Here is a 16,450-nt window from a genome sequence, read left to right on the forward strand (position 1 = left end):
GGACGGCCTCACATTTCGTCGATCGGGGTGGTGGCGGCCTGCGCTTTGTCGAGCGTGAAGCGGCCGCTGGAGTTGAGGTAGAAGCTGGCGCCGAAGCGGCCTACCGGATGATAGTCCTGCAGGCGTACGCGCCATTGTTCGGTATCGACCAGGCCATCGCGCGCGGCCAGCCATTGCACGCGGCCGATAAAGATGTAGCGGCTGGCCGTTTCCAGTTTTTCATGCAGCACGCATTCAAAGGCGACCGGCGCTTCGGCAATGCGCGGCGGCTGGATCGTCTGCGCCGGTACGGCGTGCAGGCCGGCATGTTCCAGCTCGCTCTGGTGCGGCGGCAGCGTGGCGGCGCAGGCGTCCATTTGCGCGCACATCGCCTCGTCGGTCAGGTGCACGACGAACTCGCCGGTGCGCAGGATGTTGGCCGCAGTGTCCTTGAGCGCGCCGTCCTGCAGTCGGTTGATGCTGACCATCACGATAGGCGGATCTTCGCCGAGCATGTTGAACATGGAGAACGGCGCGGCGTTGACCGTGCCATCTTCGCCCAGCGTAGTGATGAGGGCGATCGGGCGCGGCACGATCAGGCTGGCCATCAGCTTGTAGCGCTGGTAGACGCTGAGGTCGGCGAAGTCGATTTCTGTCATGGCGTTTTCGTGATGTTCCTTGATGCTATTGGGCATTGCATGGCGATGCGTGACGGTGCGTGACCAGGCCTGCCTTCCGGCTTGCCCCGTGTGCTATCCCGACCAAGGCCAACCGGTATCGATAGACAGGATCAGGGCTGCTTGCCCTGGATGCCTTCCACATACCATTTCATGGTCCAGAGTTCGGACTCGGGCACGCTGCGGCCGGCAGCAACCTGCAGTTGCCCGCCCTGGTTGTTGATGGGTCCGGCGAAGGGTTGCAAAGTACCGGCGACGATGGCCTTGCGGCGCTCTTCCGCCTGCGACACCACCTCCTTGGGCAGCCCGGCATTATAGGGCGCGAGCTGGACGATGCCTTCCTTCATGCCCCACTTGGTGTCCTCGGCCTTCCATTTGCCCTCCAGCACCTGGCGTACCTTGTGGACGTAGTACACGCCCCAGTTCAGCGTGTTGCCGGTCAGATGCGCCCTGGGGCCGAAGCGGCTCATGTCGGAGTCCTGACCGAAGGCGTACAGGCCCTTGCTTTCCGCCACCTGCACCGGCGCCGGCGAATCGGTGTTCTGGTAGAACACGTCGGCGCCCTGCGCGGCCAGCGTCTGGGCGGCATCGCGCTCCAGGCTGGGGTCGTACCAGGCGTTGATCCACACCACCTTGGCGTTGACCTTGGGGTTCACGCTGCGCGCACCCAGCACGAAGGCGTCCAGGTTGCGGATCACCTCGGGGATCGGGATCGGCGCCACATAGCCCAGCGTGTTGGTCTTGGTCATGCGTCCGGCGATGGTCCCCAGCACATAGGCGCCTTCATAGAAGCGCGTCTGATAGAGGCCGACATTGCGCGCCATCGTGTAGCCGGAGCAGTGTTCGAAGATCACATCCGGGTTTTCCTTGGCCACCCGCAGCACCGGGTTCATGAAGCCGAACGAGGTGGCGAAGATCATCTTGCAGCCGTCGTCGATCAGCTGGCGCATGACACGCTCGGCCTCCGGCGTCTCCGGCACGCGTTCCACGAATACCGTTTCGATACGGGCGCCGAACTCCTTCTCCAGCATGCGCCGTCCGAGATCATGCTGGAAAGACCAGCCGATGTCGGCCACCGGACCCGGATAGATGAAGCCGATCTTCAGCTTCGGGGCAGCCGCCAGGGCGGCGAACGGTTGCGACGACGCGGCCACGGCAGCAGCGCTGGATGCAAGCAGGAATTGACGGCGGTTCATCACGGCAGGACTCCTTATTGGATGGATCGATCAGCGGCGAAAATTCGCCCTTGATCGTATACATGCAATTTGGATGCCAGCCTAAAGTTTATATTATCTATCTGATTTTAAAGCATTTAATCAAATTAAATATATTGTATACAATTTTTTAACAGACAAAAATGGGGCGCCTTGCGCGCCTTGCACCAGACGTGGGCAATCCGGCGCCGGCCATTGCGGGAACGGATAGTGATGGAAGGAAATCGGAGGAAGCTCAGAAGGGGCGACGTAACGCGTCGGGCTTTTCTTGCGGCAAGCGCAGGCGGCCTTCCAGCGCCAGCAGGTGATGCTCCATCTCGGCGCAGGCGCCATTGCCGTCACGCAGCGCCAGCAGGTCGACCAGGCGGCTGTGTTCGTCATGCTCGCAGTGGGCTTCCCCGGGGACTTCGTAGAGCGCGACGATGAGCGAGCAGCGCGTCATCAGTTCGGTCAGCATGCGTTGCAGTACCTGGTTGCCGGACAGCTCCGCCAGCGCGAGATGAAAGCCGCCGGCCAGCGCCACCCAGCGCGGATGATCGCCGTCATGCAGCGCGGCGTGCTCGGCCTGCAGGCGCTGCCGCAGCTTGGCGACGTCGCCATGGTCGATGTGGCGCGCCACTTCGCGCACGATGGCGCCCTCGACCGCACGCCGGGCAGCGAACACGTCGCGGGTCTCCTTGGGCCCCGGGGTCGCCACCGCCGCCCCCTTGTTGGGCACCACGTCGACTATGCGCAGCTCCGACAATCGCCGTAGCGCCTGCCGCACCACCGTGCGGCTGACGCCGAACTGCTCGCCCAGGCTGGTTTCCTGCAGGCGCGTGCCCGGCTTCAAGCGGCCATGCATGACGGCGTTGAAGATGGCTTCGTACACGCTCTGGTCGAGCGTTTCCGGATTGTCGGCGGCGCGTTGCGATTTCATTGGGCAGAGTAGGCGGCAGGATGGCAAGCCTCACATGGGCATGTGCGGCCGGTCGATATCATAACGCGCTACGGGTCCGCCCGGGCTGGCCGGAGTCGAATATGACCGATGCGCTACTCACTGCCTGACGGGTGCACATTACCGGCGCAGGCCAACAATCTCAATGACGTGTGCCTGGAACAGCACGAGGGCATGGCCGGCAGCCCTTACAGCGAAGCGGGAATACCGCCGGGCTGCCAGCCGGAGTGACGCCGGGCCTCATCGCCTGCATCGCCAGGAGCACGGCTGCGGCGGCACCATCCAGCTGCAGCGGCAACGTCTTGTTGCGCCGGACCTCGTCCCCGGTACCCGGTCCGTAACGTTGACCGTCGCGCAGCACGGTGCCGATCATTCCATGTGCTCCCAGGACTGCCTTCTCATCAAGTACGGCGACTCTTCCGTGTGCGGCTCTGCGCCGACCGCACAGGCCCGGGCGATGACCTCTTTCCTTGTTGGCGAACCATGACGCGAGGAAAACCATGTCCTATCCGCAAGGCGCAAGCTCTGTGATTTCGACTGGGCCATGCGATGCTTCAGGAAGCCGACTGCCGACCGTCGTTGAATCAGGCCAACGACTGCGCTCCCCCGCAGGTCCGCTGCCATATGACTCACCTTTGCCTCCCACACGACAAGAGCGTGGCAGCACCACAGGCTCGCCACGTCGGGCCTGCGCCTTCGTTCCGCTTTTACAACGGATCGCCGCCGCCCGCCCGCAAGGCGGCAGGCAGGCTTTTCAATTCGCCGGTTCTCGTATAATGTTAAGAATAATTCTCATTAATATTTGAACGGGCGGCACCCTCACCATGGTCGCCGGCCCGCCGGGACGGAACAGTGCCAGATGACCAGCTCCATCACTTCAGAGGCGCAGCTCGCCTGCGCCAGCGACCGCAGCACCGTGCAACATCTCTATCTGGCCCATCACAACTGGCTCCAGTCCCTGCTGCGCAGCAAGCTGCGCGATAGTCATCAGGCCGCCGATCTGGCGCATGACACCTTCGTCGCCATCCTCAAGTCGTCCACCCGTAGCGCCCACCTGGAGGCGCTGCGCGAACCCCGCGCCTATCTGCGCACGGTCGCCCACGGCGTGCTGGTCGATTTCTTCCGCCGCCGCGCACTGGAGAGCGCCTATCTGGAGGCGTTGGCGGCACTGCCGGAAACCGCAGCGCCTTCTCCCGAAGAACGCCTGCTGATCCTGGAAGCCTTGCACCGGATCGACGCGCTGCTCGACGCCCTGCCCGCAAAGACACGCACGGTATTCCTGCTGTCCCAGCTGGAGGGCCAGGGCTACAGCCAGATTGCAGAGACCATGGCGATCTCGTCGCGTACCGTCAAGCGCCACATGCAGGCCGCCTTTACAGCCTGCCTGGAGGCCATGCTGTGAGCATCTCCAGCCCGGCAGCCACCGTCCCGGCACGCCACATCGTGGAAGAAGCCGCGCGCTGGCTGGTCAAGCTGCACGAAGGCGCGATGAGCGATCAGGACCGCCAGGCGCTCCAGGACTGGCGTGCCCAGAACAGCGAACACGAGCGGGTCTGGCAGGCCGCCGATGCGCTGGCCCACGCCATGGGATCGATCCCGCCCGAGCTGGGCATCAAGGTGCTGGAGAGTGCGCGGCGCAGGCAGCGCCGTGTCATGATCAAGACCGTGGCCCTGCTGCTGGCCACTGCGCCCGCAGGCTGGCTGGTGTGGCGCCATGGCGGGGCCGACTGGGTGGCGTCACAGCGCGCCGATTACCGCACCGGTACCGGACAGACGCGCGCCATCGTGCTCGACGACGGCAGCCGCGTGGTGCTCAACACCAACACCGCACTCGATGTCGACTACACCGCCGGGCAACGCAGACTGGTACTGCGCGAAGGCGAGATCATGGTGCACACCGGCAAGGATGCTGCGCGCCGGGACTTCGTGGTGCAGACCCGCCACGGCGCAATCCGCGCCCTGGGTACACGGTTCCTGGTCAGGCGCGAGGCTGGCAGCCAATACAGCGCCGTCGCCGTACTCGAACACGCAGTCGAAGTCCGCCCCCTGCTGGCTGCGCCCGATGCCCCCGCCACCCGCATCGAGGCCGGCCGCCAGCTGCGCTTCACGGTCGATGGCACGACTGCGCAGGAGGCCGTGCCGCGCGGCGCCGACGCCTGGGTCGATGGCATGCTGGTGGCCGACAACATGCGGCTGGACGATTTCCTGGCTGAACTGGCGCGCTACCGCAGCGGTGTGATCCACTGCCTGCCCGAGGTGGCCGCTCTGCGGGTGTCGGGCGTATTTCGCACGGACGACACCGGGCAGGCACTGGCCACCCTGCAGGAAACCCTGCCCATCACGGTACGGCTGCGCACGCGCTACTGGGTCACGGTCATGCCCGCCGCCTGAGCCTGTTTTCGCCAGGAGACTTTGTCTGTCACCTTTTCCGGTTTCGTTCGACAAGCCATGGAAGACCATTCCATCCACTTGCATCGAGAAACCATTATGCCCATCCCCTTCCGCGTGGCGACCAGCCCGCTCACCCTGGCGTTCATGAACCTGCGGCCGCGCCCGCTGGCCGCAGCGGCCTGCCTGCTGATGGCCAGCATCGGTGCGGCGCCGGCACTGGCCCAGACCGCTCCACTTCAGGCCTCGCACAGTTATGCCATCGCCCCCGGCCCGCTGGACCAGGCCTTGTACAGTTTCGCGCGCAGCGCCGGGGTCACGCTCAGCTTCGAACCGGAACTGGTAGCGGGCATGCACACCAGTGGCCTGGCCGGCCACTATGCAGTCGATGAAGGGCTGGCGCGCCTGCTCAGCGGCACCGGGCTGGAAGGGATAGTCGGCGCCAGCGGTGGCTATCGCCTGCGCAAGACGGTCGGTAGCGCCAGCGGTGCCCTGCCGGAGATCAGCGTCAGCGCCGAACGTAGCGCCGACACCGAGGGTAGCAACCGCTACGCGCCGACGGCAGTGACGGTGGCCAGCAAGATACCGATGGCCTGGAAGGATGTTCCGAACTCGGTCACCGTCATCACGCGTCAACAGATGGACGACCAGAACATGACCAGCGTGGAAGACGCACTGCGCCAGTCGGTCGGCGTGACCGCCATTCCCTATGGCGACGGCACGGCCTATTTCCAGTCGCGCGGTTATGCCTCGGAAGTGCAGTACGACGGCCTGCCCGCCAACAGCAGCCTGCAATACCTGCGCCAGTTCAATCTGGCGATGTATGAGCGGGTCGAGGTCTTACGCGGCCCTTCGGGCCTGCTGCAAGGATCGGGCGAACCGGCCGGCACCGTCAACCTGGTGCGCAAGCGGCCGCAGCTCACACCCGGTATTTCCGGCAGCGTCAGCGGTGGCAGCTGGTCGAACTACAAGGGCGATATCGACCTGTCGCGCCCGCTCAATGACGAAGGAACGGTACGCGGCCGCATCGTGGCCGCCGGCGAGGACGGCGCGGTCTACAAGGACAAGGGGCATCACCGCGAGGGACTGGCCTACGGCATCCTGGAAGTGGACCTGACGCCGCAAACCACCTGGGCCATCTCTGCGGCTTCGCAGAACGACTTTTCGCGCGGCACCGACTACGGTCCCGGGGTGTACACCAATGGCAGCTTCGTCAATCCGCCGCGCTCGGCATTCTTCGGCGTGGACTGGGGTACCGGCAATCAGACATCCAATGAATTCTTCACCGAACTGAAGCATCGCTTCGACGGCGGCTGGGTTGCCAAGGCGTCCTACATCTATCGTCACGCCAGCAGCGATTCCATCTACGGCTACGTCAACGGCCTGGTGCAGTTGAACAATGTCGCCTCCTATACATTGCAGGGCCAACGGGGCAACACCACCTGGCAAGATCTCGACGTCAACCTGTCGGGCCACTTCTCTCTCCTGGGGCGTACCCATCAGGTCCTGCTGGGTGCCAACTATGCGCAGCGCGACGCCTATTCCGCCAGCGGTTCGCGGACCCTGCCCGGCATCGATATCTACGATATCGCCATTCCGCGCACCGCGATCGCACTGAGCAGCGGCAGCAATACCTACAGCGAGCAATATGGCCTGTATGCACAGACCCGCCTGAAGCTGGCCGATCCCCTCACCCTCCTGCTGGGCGCGCGCGAAAGCTGGTACGCCAGTCGCAGCCAGGCCCTGCTCCCGGTCGCCGCGGACTGGAAATCGACGCCCTCCGTAAACAACAAATTCACCCCCTATGCCGGACTGGTGTACGAGGTGACGCCGGCCGTCTCGCTGTATGGCAGCTACAGTGACATCTTCTCGCCACAAACCCAGCTTGCCGCCGGCAATGCTCCGCTCTCGCCTCGTACCGGTGAACAATATGAGATCGGCGCCAAGGGCGTGTTCCTGGATGGCAAGCTGAACGCCTCGCTGGCCGCTTTCCGCCTGCGCGACAACAATCGCGCCGTCACCGACCCCGACAATCCCGGTTTCTACGTCACCGAAGGCAGGGTGGAAAGCAAGGGCTGGGAAGCCGAAGTCAGCGGCAGCCCGGCGCGCGGCGTGGACCTGTATGCCGGCTATACCCGGCTGGACACACGCTACCTGAGCGACCCCGTCAACCAGGGCAAGGTGTTTTCTCCTGAAGAGCCGCGCCACACCTTCAAGCTCTGGACCAAGTACCAGTTCCAGCAGCCCGCGCTCAGCAAGCTGCAGGCCGGGTTCGGGGCACGCATCATGAGCCAGACCAATCGCGGTGTCGGCATGCAGGGCGGCTACAGCGTCTTCGACGCCCAGCTCGGCTATCGCATCGATGCCCACTGGCTGGCTACGTTGCAAGTGACCAATCTGTTCGACAAGACCTACTACGCGCGCATGCCAGCCCGCTTCTACAGTGTCTATGGAGAGCCGCGCAACATCACGCTCACGCTGCGCGCCGCCTATTGATTCCGCCATGAAGACTTTTTCCCCGGCGCACCGGCTGCGCCTGTGGTCGGCCCTGCACACCTGGTCCAGCCTGGCGTGCACCGGCTTCCTGCTGCTCTGTTGTCTGACCGGACTGCCGCTGGTCTTCGCCGATGAGATCGAGGCACTCCAGCAACACCTCCCGGTCGTCGCCGATCCCACCGCAAGCGCCGACCTGGACCACCTGCTGCAACAGACAAGGCAACGCTATCCCGGCCAGGTGATCGACTTCGTGGTGCGGGATGACGATGCGCCCTACATCAACATCGGCCTGCGGCCCGATGCCGACGCCTCACCGGCCAGCACGCACCGGCTGCGCTTCGATGCGCGCGACGGCAGACTGCTCAGGGAAATCGCCGCCTCCGACTCCGGCAGGCTGGACACCATGGCGCTGCTGCGCCAGTTGCATGCCACCCTGCTGGGCGGCTTGCCCGGCGGCTTGCTGATGGCCGCGGTGGCCTTGCTGTTTCTGGTAGCCCTGGTCTCGGGCGTGGTGCTGTACGCGCCATTCACGCGCAAGCAGCCGTTCGGCAGGATACGACGCAGCTCGTCCCGGGTACGCTGGCTGGACCTGCACAAGCTGCTGGGCATCACCACCGTCGTCTGGACCTGCGTGGTCGGTGCCACGGGCCTGTTCAATGAACTGCAACGCCCGTTGTTCGCACTGTGGAGCCAGCAATACATCAAGGGCGCAGCCAGCGGACGCGGCGGCGCGCCGCTTCCGGTCGCGCACCCGTATCCGCTGATGCAGGCGATTGCCCATGTCGAGTCCGCCCTGCCCGGCACACGGGTGGGGACCATCCTCATGCCCGGCAGCCGCCTGGCCCCGCCCGATCACTATCTGCTATGGGCTGCGGGCGATCACGGACTGACCACACACATGCTGCAGCCGGTACTGGTGGATGCGCGGAATGGCCAGATCACTGCCATCGCTGCCATGCCCTGGTACCTGCGTGTACTGGAGCTGTCGCGCCCGCTGCATTTCGGCGACTATGGTGGCTTGCCGCTCAAGCTGCTGTGGGCCGTGCTGGACATGGCGACCATCGGATTGCTGGGCAGCGGCCTCTACCTGTGGTGGATACGCCGGCGTCACCACAAGCACGACAGCGGGGCAGCCCCTTCAGCCTAGCCGGACCAGCTCTTCCGGGAACCTGCCGCCATGGGCCGTGTGCCACTCGAACCCTATTCCTCGAATGGCAGCGCCCCCTCGCCGTGCCGTACCTGGAACACGTTGAGCGTCATCGCCACCAGCGCATAGTAGCCGAGCAGGCCCACCAGGTTCACCAGTACCTCGACGCCAAAATACTGTTCCGCTTCGGCGTAGAGCGGCCCGGCGATGCGCCGGGTTTCGTAGAGTGCGTCCACCAGCTCCCAGACCAGTTGCTCTTCCCGCAACGCGAATTGCGGCGTCTTTCCCAGGCGGATCAGCTCGACGTTGCCTTCATCGAGTCCGGCGCCGATACCGATGGGATGATGGATCTGCCACTCCGCCTGGGCTTGCCATTTGGCCGCAGTGCAGAGGATCGCCAGCTCCGACAGGCGCAACGACAGGCCGGTCTGGTAACGGCAGAATGCACCCAGCTTCTGCGCATGCTGGGCCAGTTCGGGACTGTGGATCCACGACAGGAAGGGACCGGCCAGGTTGCCGCGCGGTCCCTTGAGGATATCGTCCAGAACACGCTTCTGGTCGGGTGAGGCCATCGTCATATCGACGGCTGGCAGACGTGGTTCGACAGCTTGTTGCTTCATGGGCTTCCTTATCCGATGCTCGAATGTTGGGGGCGTGTCCCGACTTGCCCGATGCGACCGCCCAGATGGAGCATGACCAGCAGCAACGCGCATATCAGGGTGGCCGCCGAAAAAGTCAGGAGACCGCTGCGATAGCTGCCGGAGGCCTGCCGCATGATGGGCAGAAGGGCAGCACCGGCACCGGCGCCGAACTGGAATATGGCGAAGATCACGCCGTAGAGCTTACCAAAAGCGCGCATGCCGAAATAGCGCTTGAGCAGATAGCTCAGCACATCGAACTCGGCGCCCAGCACCATTCCCAGCAGGGCCGCGCACAGGAAGACCACATCCCCGGTGACTCCGTAGGCATAGAGGGTACACGCAAAGGTGCCGCCGATGACCAGAACGCACATCACCAGAGCCGCCGATACATAGTCGATCAACAGCCCGGTGACCAGTCGCCCGACGATCACGAAGATGCCGAAGGTCGCCTGGACCACGGCGGCCCGCTGCGGTGTCACGCCGGCATCCATCAGCATCGGAATCTGGTGCACGATCAATGCCGTGTTGATCACGCCCAGCAGCATGAAGATGCCGATCAGCAGCTTGAACTGGCGGCTGCGTACGGCCACATGGAAGTCGACCCCGGGCACGCCTTCGGTCTTTCCCTTCCGCGGTTCGGTACCGGGTTTTTCCCGGATGAAGAAGAAGGCGGCCGGCAAGGTCAATGCCACCAGCACCGCCAGGCCCACAAACCCGGCGCGCCAGCCCTGCTGCGCAATCACCGTACCGATCACCAGCGGGATTACCGCCCCTCCGATGCCGATGCCGGCATTGGCGATGCCGATAGCCAGGCCCAGGCGCTTGTCAAACCACGAGCTGACCACGCGCAGATAGGAGAGCGGGAAGATGCCGATACCGATCACGGGCAGGACGATCCATGCCGCGTAGTAGATCCACGGTACCGGTGGCAGGAAGTACATCAGAGCCACTGCGACACAGAACAGCGGAATGCAGGGCAGGATGACGGCCCGCGCACCGAAGCGGTCGGTCAGGTAGCCCTGCAGGGGGGAAACGAGCATCACCGTATAGGAAACGATGGAGCTGGCCAACGCGATCTGGGTACGACTCCAGCCGAAATCGAGTTCGAGCGGCCTGATGAAGAGGCCCAGGCTGAGCACGGCCACGGTGCTCGGCCCAAACATCATCGCCAGCATCGACGCCAGCACCACCGCCCATCCGCGATAGCGCCGGGACTCCTCCCCCACGATTGCGGCGGGCGTCCCGGTGGACAAGGTATTCATACGGTCTCCGTTCTATTCTTGTGAAATGCAGGATCGACGCGACTCAGAAGCGGGTCGCCATGCCGATCCGGAAAATGGCCTGGCTGCCCGTGCTGGAGGCCGATCCCGGCCCGTACAGTCCGTTGATCCAGGCCTGGGTATTGGCATTGTCGCCGCCTGCCTTCTGGTACACGGTCTGCAGGTAGACGTCGGTGCGTTTGGACAGCCAGTATTGCAGCGTCGCATTTCCCTGGTGGGCGTAATTGTGCGCCAACTGCGCATTACCCTTCATGTACTCGTAGGAGATCCCCAGATTCCAGGCGACGTCCATCTGCCAGTTGACACCAGCCTGGTAGACGTTGACCTCGCCCTTTGTCAGGGTATTGCGGGTATTGGTATAGAGGAGATTGAGCTTGTAGTCGCCGATCCGGTAACGCGCCCCCAGGCCCCAGTTGCGGATGCCGTCGTGGCCGTTGCTCATGCTGGCATAGCGGGCGTCGGTATAGGCCGCGCCCAGGCCGAAGGCACCATTGACGTAGTTGCCGCCCAGGCTGACGGTGCGCGACGCGGAGCTATCGCCGGCCACTTCGCCCAGCCCATACATGCCCCCCAGCGTCACGCCGCCCATCTCGGGACTCAGGTACTTGACGGAATTGGCCACGCGCGCGAGGCCGGCCAGGCGGTCGAAGTCGGAGGCACCGGTCGGGTTGTTGGGCACCGCCAGCGCATTGAAGGGGCCTTGGCGGAAGGTGTAGTAACCGCCGTAATTCAGCGCGGAATCGAAGCCGCCGAACAGCAAGGCGTCATGCATGAACTCATACTGGTTGCCGGCAGTCAGCGTGCCCCAGGTATTGTCACGCAGACCGACCAGCGACTGGCGGCCGAAGATCAGATTGTTACCCGGCAAGGAGGCGCCATTGCTGAGGTTGAACTGGCTCTCCAGCTGGAAGATGGCGGCGGTTCCGCCGCCCAGGTCTTCTTGTCCCTTGATGAAGAGGATGTTGGGAACGCCGATGCCATTGTCGGCCCGCAGATTGCTCTTGCCCGACTGGTTGCTGACATAGGACACACCGGCATCCATGATGCCCGAGATGGTCACGTTGCTTTCTGCCCAGCCGGCCGCTGGCAGCATGGCCAGGGTGGCCAGGATGGCTCCTGCGCCGCCTTTCCGTTTGTAGTCTTGCATAGGTCTCTCTTTCCTCTGGCGGAAGTGCGCACCGGCCCCGTCGGCCGGACGCGACATTCCATGTCGTTGTTATGGTGGTGATGGGTCGCCTGACGACGACCGGGCATCCGGCGCACGGCGCCGGATGATGATGCAGGCAAGGTCTCCGTTGTGCTGCGCACGGGCGCAGCTTTCTTGTTGATGAAAGTAAATTGTTGACGTCTCCCGTTTCCCGGTGGGAGTAGCGTTAATCTATTCCTCTGCGCTTGCCCATCTTGCTCCAGTCCGCGCTAGAATTTGACTGATAAGGCGACAGCAACGGCCACCGTATTTCATGCGCAAGCCGATATAAAAGAGCGCCGCCACCATCAAGGAGACAGCCATTTTTATCCGCACCTTCTCTACCGCTGAGAGCCCCTCCCGCGAGGGCGCCCGAATGTTCGAACGACAGATGGCGAGCCTGTTCTCCATCGGCCTGTCACTGGACTCCGGCAAGGACCAGCCCTTGAGCACGCAGATGCAGGCCTATTGCGGCCGCAGCCTGCAATTCGCCTCCATCCGCTTTTCTCCTCACGAGACCTCCGCGCCGGCCAGTCACAAGTCCACGCGCCGCTGGCTGGTCACGCTCCAGAAGGAAGGCGAAGCGCATGTTTCACAGGGTGGACGAAGCAGCCATGTCCGTCCCGGAGACATGGTGCTGATCGACCTGGCCTCGCCCTTCCATATCGAGACCGGGCACATCGTGACGCACTCCACCTATGTCGATTCCGAGCTGTTGCGGCGGGTGGTGCCAGACGCGCATCTGCGCACCGCGATCCGGATCGAGACGGCCAGCGGCCCGGGGGCGATCTTCCGGGCGATGAATGACGAGATGTTCGCAATGGCCCCGGAGCTGGACGAAAATACCGCCGCCCGCATCGCCCAGGCCCTTCCCTACTCGCTGGCCATTGCACTGGCCCGCTGCGACAAGGAAATGACGGCCCTGCCCTCCAGGCTGCACGTCTTCCACCTGGAGCGCATCCGGGCCTTCGTGCGCGACAACCTGCACGATTCCTCGCTGGATGCAGACATGATTTCGCAGGCCGTCAATCTCTCGACCCGTCACATCTACCAGCTCTTTACCGCAGAGCAGACATCGCTGATGAAGTGGGTATGGTCGGAGCGCCTGGAGCGCTGCCGCGAAGACCTGGTCTCACGCCAGCTGTCCAATCGCCCCATCGGTGAGATCGCCTACGGCTGGGGCTTCAGCGACGTCGCGCACTTTAGCCGCGCCTTCAAGGAAAAGTTCGATATGACGCCGCGGGAATACCGGAAGCTGAACGCCGGCGCAAAGGCCTGACGCGCGCAGGACCATCCTCCCGGCCGCGGAGGATGGTCCTGCGTCCGGCCGGCGGCAGGTTCAGTCGAGCAGGAACTGCCCGACGACTTCGGTGAATTCGGCGGCGGCCTCGACATTGCTGATGTGCCCGCAAGGAAGTCTCACCAAACGCGCGCCATCGACCGCCTGCGCAAGCTTCGCGCAGATCTCGGGCTTCACGGCGGCATCCTTCTCGCCGGCGACCACCAGGGTGGGAGCCGATATCTCGCGCAGCCGCGCACCGTGGTCCATCCCCTTGATAGCATCGACCGCATGGAAGTAGCCCTCCCCGGTCGTGCCCCGCACCATGGATTCGATCCATTGCACGGTCAGCGGCGCCCGGCCGCGATAGTCGTCATCGAACCAGCGCGCCATCGTCGAACGTACATGCTGTTCGACACCGAGCTCGCGGTAATTTCTCTGACGTTCGTTCCACAGCTCTACGACCGGTTGCGGCGTGACCGCGCCGGCATTGGCCAGGACCAGCTTGCTTATGCGCTCCGGATAGGCCAGCGCAAAGGCCTGCGCAAGCATCGCGCCCAGCGATACACCCACCAGCGATACCTGGCCGATGCCAGCCCGCTCCAGGGTTCCTGCCAGCCGGTGCGCGAAATCCTCCAGACGGGCGGGACCGACGGCCGGCCGGCTCAGGCCGTGTCCTGGCAGATCGACCAGGACCAGCCGCAGCGAGCTCGACCAGACCGGCACCTGCAGGCGCCATATCTCGCGGTTCGCGCAGATGGGATGCAGCAGCACGACTGTCTGCGCGTCATCCCGCCCCAGGACGTCGGCCGCGAGAGGGGCGATGTCAGCGTTCATCACGAGCCTGCACTTTCCATTGGGCCAGACCGATGCCGGTGTACCATTTCGAGACCGCCTTGTAGTACAGCGACTCGAACGGGGCCCCACCGGCCGCACCGTGGCCGACCAGCCAGTTCCGGATCTCTTCGGCACCATTACCGGCTGCCGCCACGTGCCGGGTCGCATGATCCACGATCGCATCGGTATCGCCGCTGCTCAGCCTGGCCAGGAACTGCCGGTCGAATTCCTCGTTGACCATGCCCATGCGCGGGGTGGCAATGTCGTGGCTGATGCCGCCGGTCGCCAGGATCGCGATGCGCTTGCCGGCATCGAAGCTGGCAATGGCCCGGCGCAGGAACCGGCCCCAGTCGACACAGCGCCGCATGGTGGGCAGCGGCGGCTGGACGCAGTTCACCAGTAGCGGGACGATCTGCACATGCGGCACCAGGCCGGCCAGCAGCAACGGTGTCAGGGAGCCGTGGTCGAGGACCAGCTCGATCGAGAACGAAGGGTCGAAGCCATTCTGCAGTGCCTCGCCCAGCAGGTGCGCCCCCAGGGCGGCATCCCCCGGCAGCACCTGTTTTTCCGCCTTCAGCCAGTGTTCCACCGGCGTCTGATAGCTTTCGGCGGCGCCGATGCAGAAGGCGGGAAAGTTATTGAAGAAGAAGTTATGCACGTGGTCATCCGAAATGACGATGACCGTATCCGGCCGTGACGCGGCGATGCGCCGGCCCATGTCCTTGAACGCTGCGAAAATGGCCTCCCGGTCCTGTTCCGGAATGGCGTCCGGAAAATTGAGCATGACCGGCGTATGGCTCGCCGCATAGATTCCGACCAGTTCAGCCATTCTCTTGTCCTCCAGCGACCGCCCTGAGCGAGGCGACGAAATCGGGTTCAGGGATGCGCAGGCCCAGGCAGTGCGCCCTCAGCAGGTAGGGATTGGCGCCGGCCAGATACATGGCGCCGATATCGTTGTCGCGTACCGCCACCCGCAGGTGCTCAGGCATCGGCACGGTCGACAGGTAGGCATCAGGCGAATCCAGGTAGCGCTTCAGGTGGCCGTCGTTGTGGTGGACCTCGAACAGGACCTTGTTCATCCAGTAGGCAGATTGCGAGGGAATCTGCTCGACCCAGTTTCCGCTCATGCTGCCCCCACCCTGTTCTTGACGTGGGTGGAGAGCCACTGGACGATGGTGGGCAGGGTCTGCGGCGTATTGCCCATGTGACCGCCCGGGAACAGGCGAACCGCCTTGGGCGACCCGCGCTCGGTCAGCAGATGCAGGTCGGCGATGGGACACTGCCTGTCTTCCTTGCCGTTGACCAGCAGCATCGGCGCGCTCGGCTGGTCCAGCAGGCCCTGGTCAAGCAGCGACAGACGCCGGAAGCCCTCGATGTATTCCTCGTCGGTGGTCGCGCCCAGCATGCGCTGGCGGGTCTCGACCAGTTCCATCAGGTAGCTGTCCGGATAGCGGGATGACTCGACCCACTCGGGCTGGAACATGTAGTGGGCGCCGCCGCCCCAGTTCACTGCGGCGGCGATGCGTTGCGGATGCAGGTGCGCCAGCTTGGTGGCCCAGTAGCCGCCGAAGGAGCGCCCCAGGATGCCGACCTGCGCGCCGTCCAGGTCACGCTGCCGGGCCGCCCATTCGAATACCGGGAGGAACTGGCGCTCCGCATCCTGGACACCCTTGACCGGCGACTCGCCGGTGCCGGCATTGTCCATGGCGATGGTGGCCACCCCGGCCGCCAGGAAAGCATTGCAGGCCGCAGTCATCTGCTCCTTCCACGCATCCACCCCGCCCCACATGACCACCACCGGCGGGCGCGCCACGCCCCGGGGGCGACGCAGCAGGAACACGATTTCGCTGCCTTCACCGCTGCGGCCGGCGAAGGGGATGGTGATGCGCTGCACCGGATGGTCCCAATAGGAGCCTGCCAGCACATAGGTCTCCCGCTCGGCGCGCGCGCAGCGCTCCTTGTCGGGATGATTCGGGCAAGGAAAGCGCCCCATGAAATAGAAGCCGCTGGCCTTCATGTAGAGCGCCGCGGCCTGGGTGCTGTCACCGTCGTCGCGGGCACGGTCGGCCAGGGCGCGGGCCTGATCACCCGCCTCGCCCCAGACCGCCGCCCAGGACGCACCATCCAGCCCCTGCAGCGCGGCTATCAGGCGCTCGCCATCTTCCTGCGAGAGCAGATTCATCGGATGGACCTTGGCGGCCAGCTTGTCCAGCATCCATCGCTTGGCTTCGGCCAAGGTCTTGGGGCGACCCTGCACGGCGCCGGCCTTCTCTACGTTTTCGCTCAATTCGTCACCTTTGTCAGTTGCGAGGCCTCAGTGGAGCAGGCCCGGGACTGACATCCTAGGCGCACGCAGGCCCGCTACTTTGCCCCCTGTGCTGCGCCTTTT

General features: G+C 64.3%; 15 protein-coding genes. 5 read left to right on the forward strand and 10 right to left on the reverse strand.

Annotated features, from left to right (window positions below; translation table 11 throughout):
* Positions 1-8 precede the first annotated feature (8 nt).
* The 3 genes from VE092_RS02535 to VE092_RS02545 form a co-directional block, all read right to left on the reverse strand.
* Positions 9-638, reverse strand: coding sequence for a flavin reductase family protein (locus tag VE092_RS02535; RefSeq protein WP_324873804.1), 630 nt, complete (start codon positions 636-638; stop codon positions 9-11).
* Positions 639-769: 131 nt separating this feature from the next.
* Positions 770-1,852 (reverse strand): BMP family ABC transporter substrate-binding protein, encoded by a 1,083-nt coding sequence (locus VE092_RS02540; RefSeq protein WP_324873522.1) that lies wholly within the window; start codon positions 1,850-1,852, stop codon positions 770-772.
* A gap of 253 nt (positions 1,853-2,105) precedes the next feature.
* Complete coding sequence (locus VE092_RS02545) at positions 2,106-2,789, reverse strand: GntR family transcriptional regulator (RefSeq protein WP_324873525.1); 684 nt, start codon at positions 2,787-2,789, stop codon at positions 2,106-2,108.
* A gap of 877 nt (positions 2,790-3,666) precedes the next feature.
* Here VE092_RS02545 and VE092_RS02550 point away from each other — a divergent pair.
* From VE092_RS02550 to VE092_RS02565, 4 genes are all read left to right on the forward strand, one after another.
* A complete protein-coding gene (locus tag VE092_RS02550; RefSeq protein ID WP_324873527.1) occupies positions 3,667-4,209 on the forward strand; it encodes a sigma-70 family RNA polymerase sigma factor in 543 nt (180 codons plus the stop codon).
* Entirely contained in the window at positions 4,206-5,198 is a 993-nt protein-coding gene (locus VE092_RS02555; protein ID WP_324873528.1) for a FecR domain-containing protein, read from the forward strand. Before VE092_RS02550 ends, VE092_RS02555 begins: the two co-directional genes overlap by 4 nt.
* 96 nt (positions 5,199-5,294) lie before the next feature.
* Positions 5,295-7,691: a TonB-dependent siderophore receptor gene (locus VE092_RS02560; protein WP_324873530.1), complete on the forward strand. Its 2,397-nt coding sequence runs from the start codon at positions 5,295-5,297 to the stop codon at positions 7,689-7,691.
* Positions 7,692-7,698: 7 nt separating this feature from the next.
* Positions 7,699-8,838 (forward strand): PepSY-associated TM helix domain-containing protein, encoded by a 1,140-nt coding sequence (locus tag VE092_RS02565; protein ID WP_324873532.1) that lies wholly within the window; start codon positions 7,699-7,701, stop codon positions 8,836-8,838.
* A gap of 53 nt (positions 8,839-8,891) precedes the next feature.
* Here VE092_RS02565 and VE092_RS02570 read toward each other — a convergent pair whose 3' ends face one another.
* From VE092_RS02570 to VE092_RS02580, 3 genes are read right to left on the reverse strand one after another with little or no spacing between them, the layout of a single operon-like run.
* Positions 8,892-9,458 carry a carboxymuconolactone decarboxylase family protein gene (locus VE092_RS02570; protein ID WP_324873534.1) on the reverse strand — a complete coding sequence of 189 codons (567 nt, stop codon included), beginning with the start codon at positions 9,456-9,458 and terminating at the stop codon, positions 8,892-8,894.
* An 8-nt stretch (positions 9,459-9,466) separates the two neighbouring features.
* Positions 9,467-10,741 carry an MFS transporter gene (locus VE092_RS02575; RefSeq protein WP_324873536.1) on the reverse strand — a complete coding sequence of 425 codons (1,275 nt, stop codon included), beginning with the start codon at positions 10,739-10,741 and terminating at the stop codon, positions 9,467-9,469.
* A gap of 43 nt (positions 10,742-10,784) precedes the next feature.
* Positions 10,785-11,906, reverse strand: coding sequence for a porin (locus tag VE092_RS02580; RefSeq protein ID WP_324873538.1), 1,122 nt, complete (start codon positions 11,904-11,906; stop codon positions 10,785-10,787).
* A 415-nt stretch (positions 11,907-12,321) separates the two neighbouring features.
* Here VE092_RS02580 and VE092_RS02585 point away from each other — a divergent pair, with 415 nt between their 5' ends.
* Entirely contained in the window at positions 12,322-13,224 is a 903-nt protein-coding gene (locus VE092_RS02585) for a helix-turn-helix domain-containing protein (protein ID WP_324873540.1), read from the forward strand.
* A gap of 60 nt (positions 13,225-13,284) precedes the next feature.
* Here VE092_RS02585 and VE092_RS02590 read toward each other — a convergent pair whose 3' ends face one another.
* The 4 genes from VE092_RS02590 to VE092_RS02605 are packed head-to-tail and all read right to left on the reverse strand — an operon-like array spanning position 13,285 to position 16,348.
* Complete coding sequence (locus tag VE092_RS02590) at positions 13,285-14,061, reverse strand: alpha/beta fold hydrolase (protein ID WP_324873542.1); 777 nt, start codon at positions 14,059-14,061, stop codon at positions 13,285-13,287.
* Positions 14,051-14,890 carry a 2,3-dihydroxyphenylpropionate 1,2-dioxygenase gene (locus tag VE092_RS02595; RefSeq protein WP_324873544.1) on the reverse strand — a complete coding sequence of 280 codons (840 nt, stop codon included), beginning with the start codon at positions 14,888-14,890 and terminating at the stop codon, positions 14,051-14,053. The genes VE092_RS02590 and VE092_RS02595 overlap by 11 nt, the downstream gene beginning before the upstream one ends.
* Positions 14,883-15,188, reverse strand: a complete 306-nt coding sequence (locus VE092_RS02600) for a subunit of meta cleavage enzyme (protein ID WP_324873545.1) — start codon at positions 15,186-15,188, stop codon at positions 14,883-14,885. The genes VE092_RS02595 and VE092_RS02600 overlap by 8 nt, the downstream gene beginning before the upstream one ends.
* Complete coding sequence (locus VE092_RS02605; protein ID WP_324873548.1) at positions 15,185-16,348, reverse strand: alpha/beta hydrolase family protein; 1,164 nt, start codon at positions 16,346-16,348, stop codon at positions 15,185-15,187. The genes VE092_RS02600 and VE092_RS02605 overlap by 4 nt, the downstream gene beginning before the upstream one ends.
* Positions 16,349-16,450: the final 102 nt, after the last annotated feature.

This window comes from Herbaspirillum sp. (assembly GCF_035644555.1).
Taxonomy (GTDB): domain Bacteria; phylum Pseudomonadota; class Gammaproteobacteria; order Burkholderiales; family Burkholderiaceae_D; genus Herbaspirillum.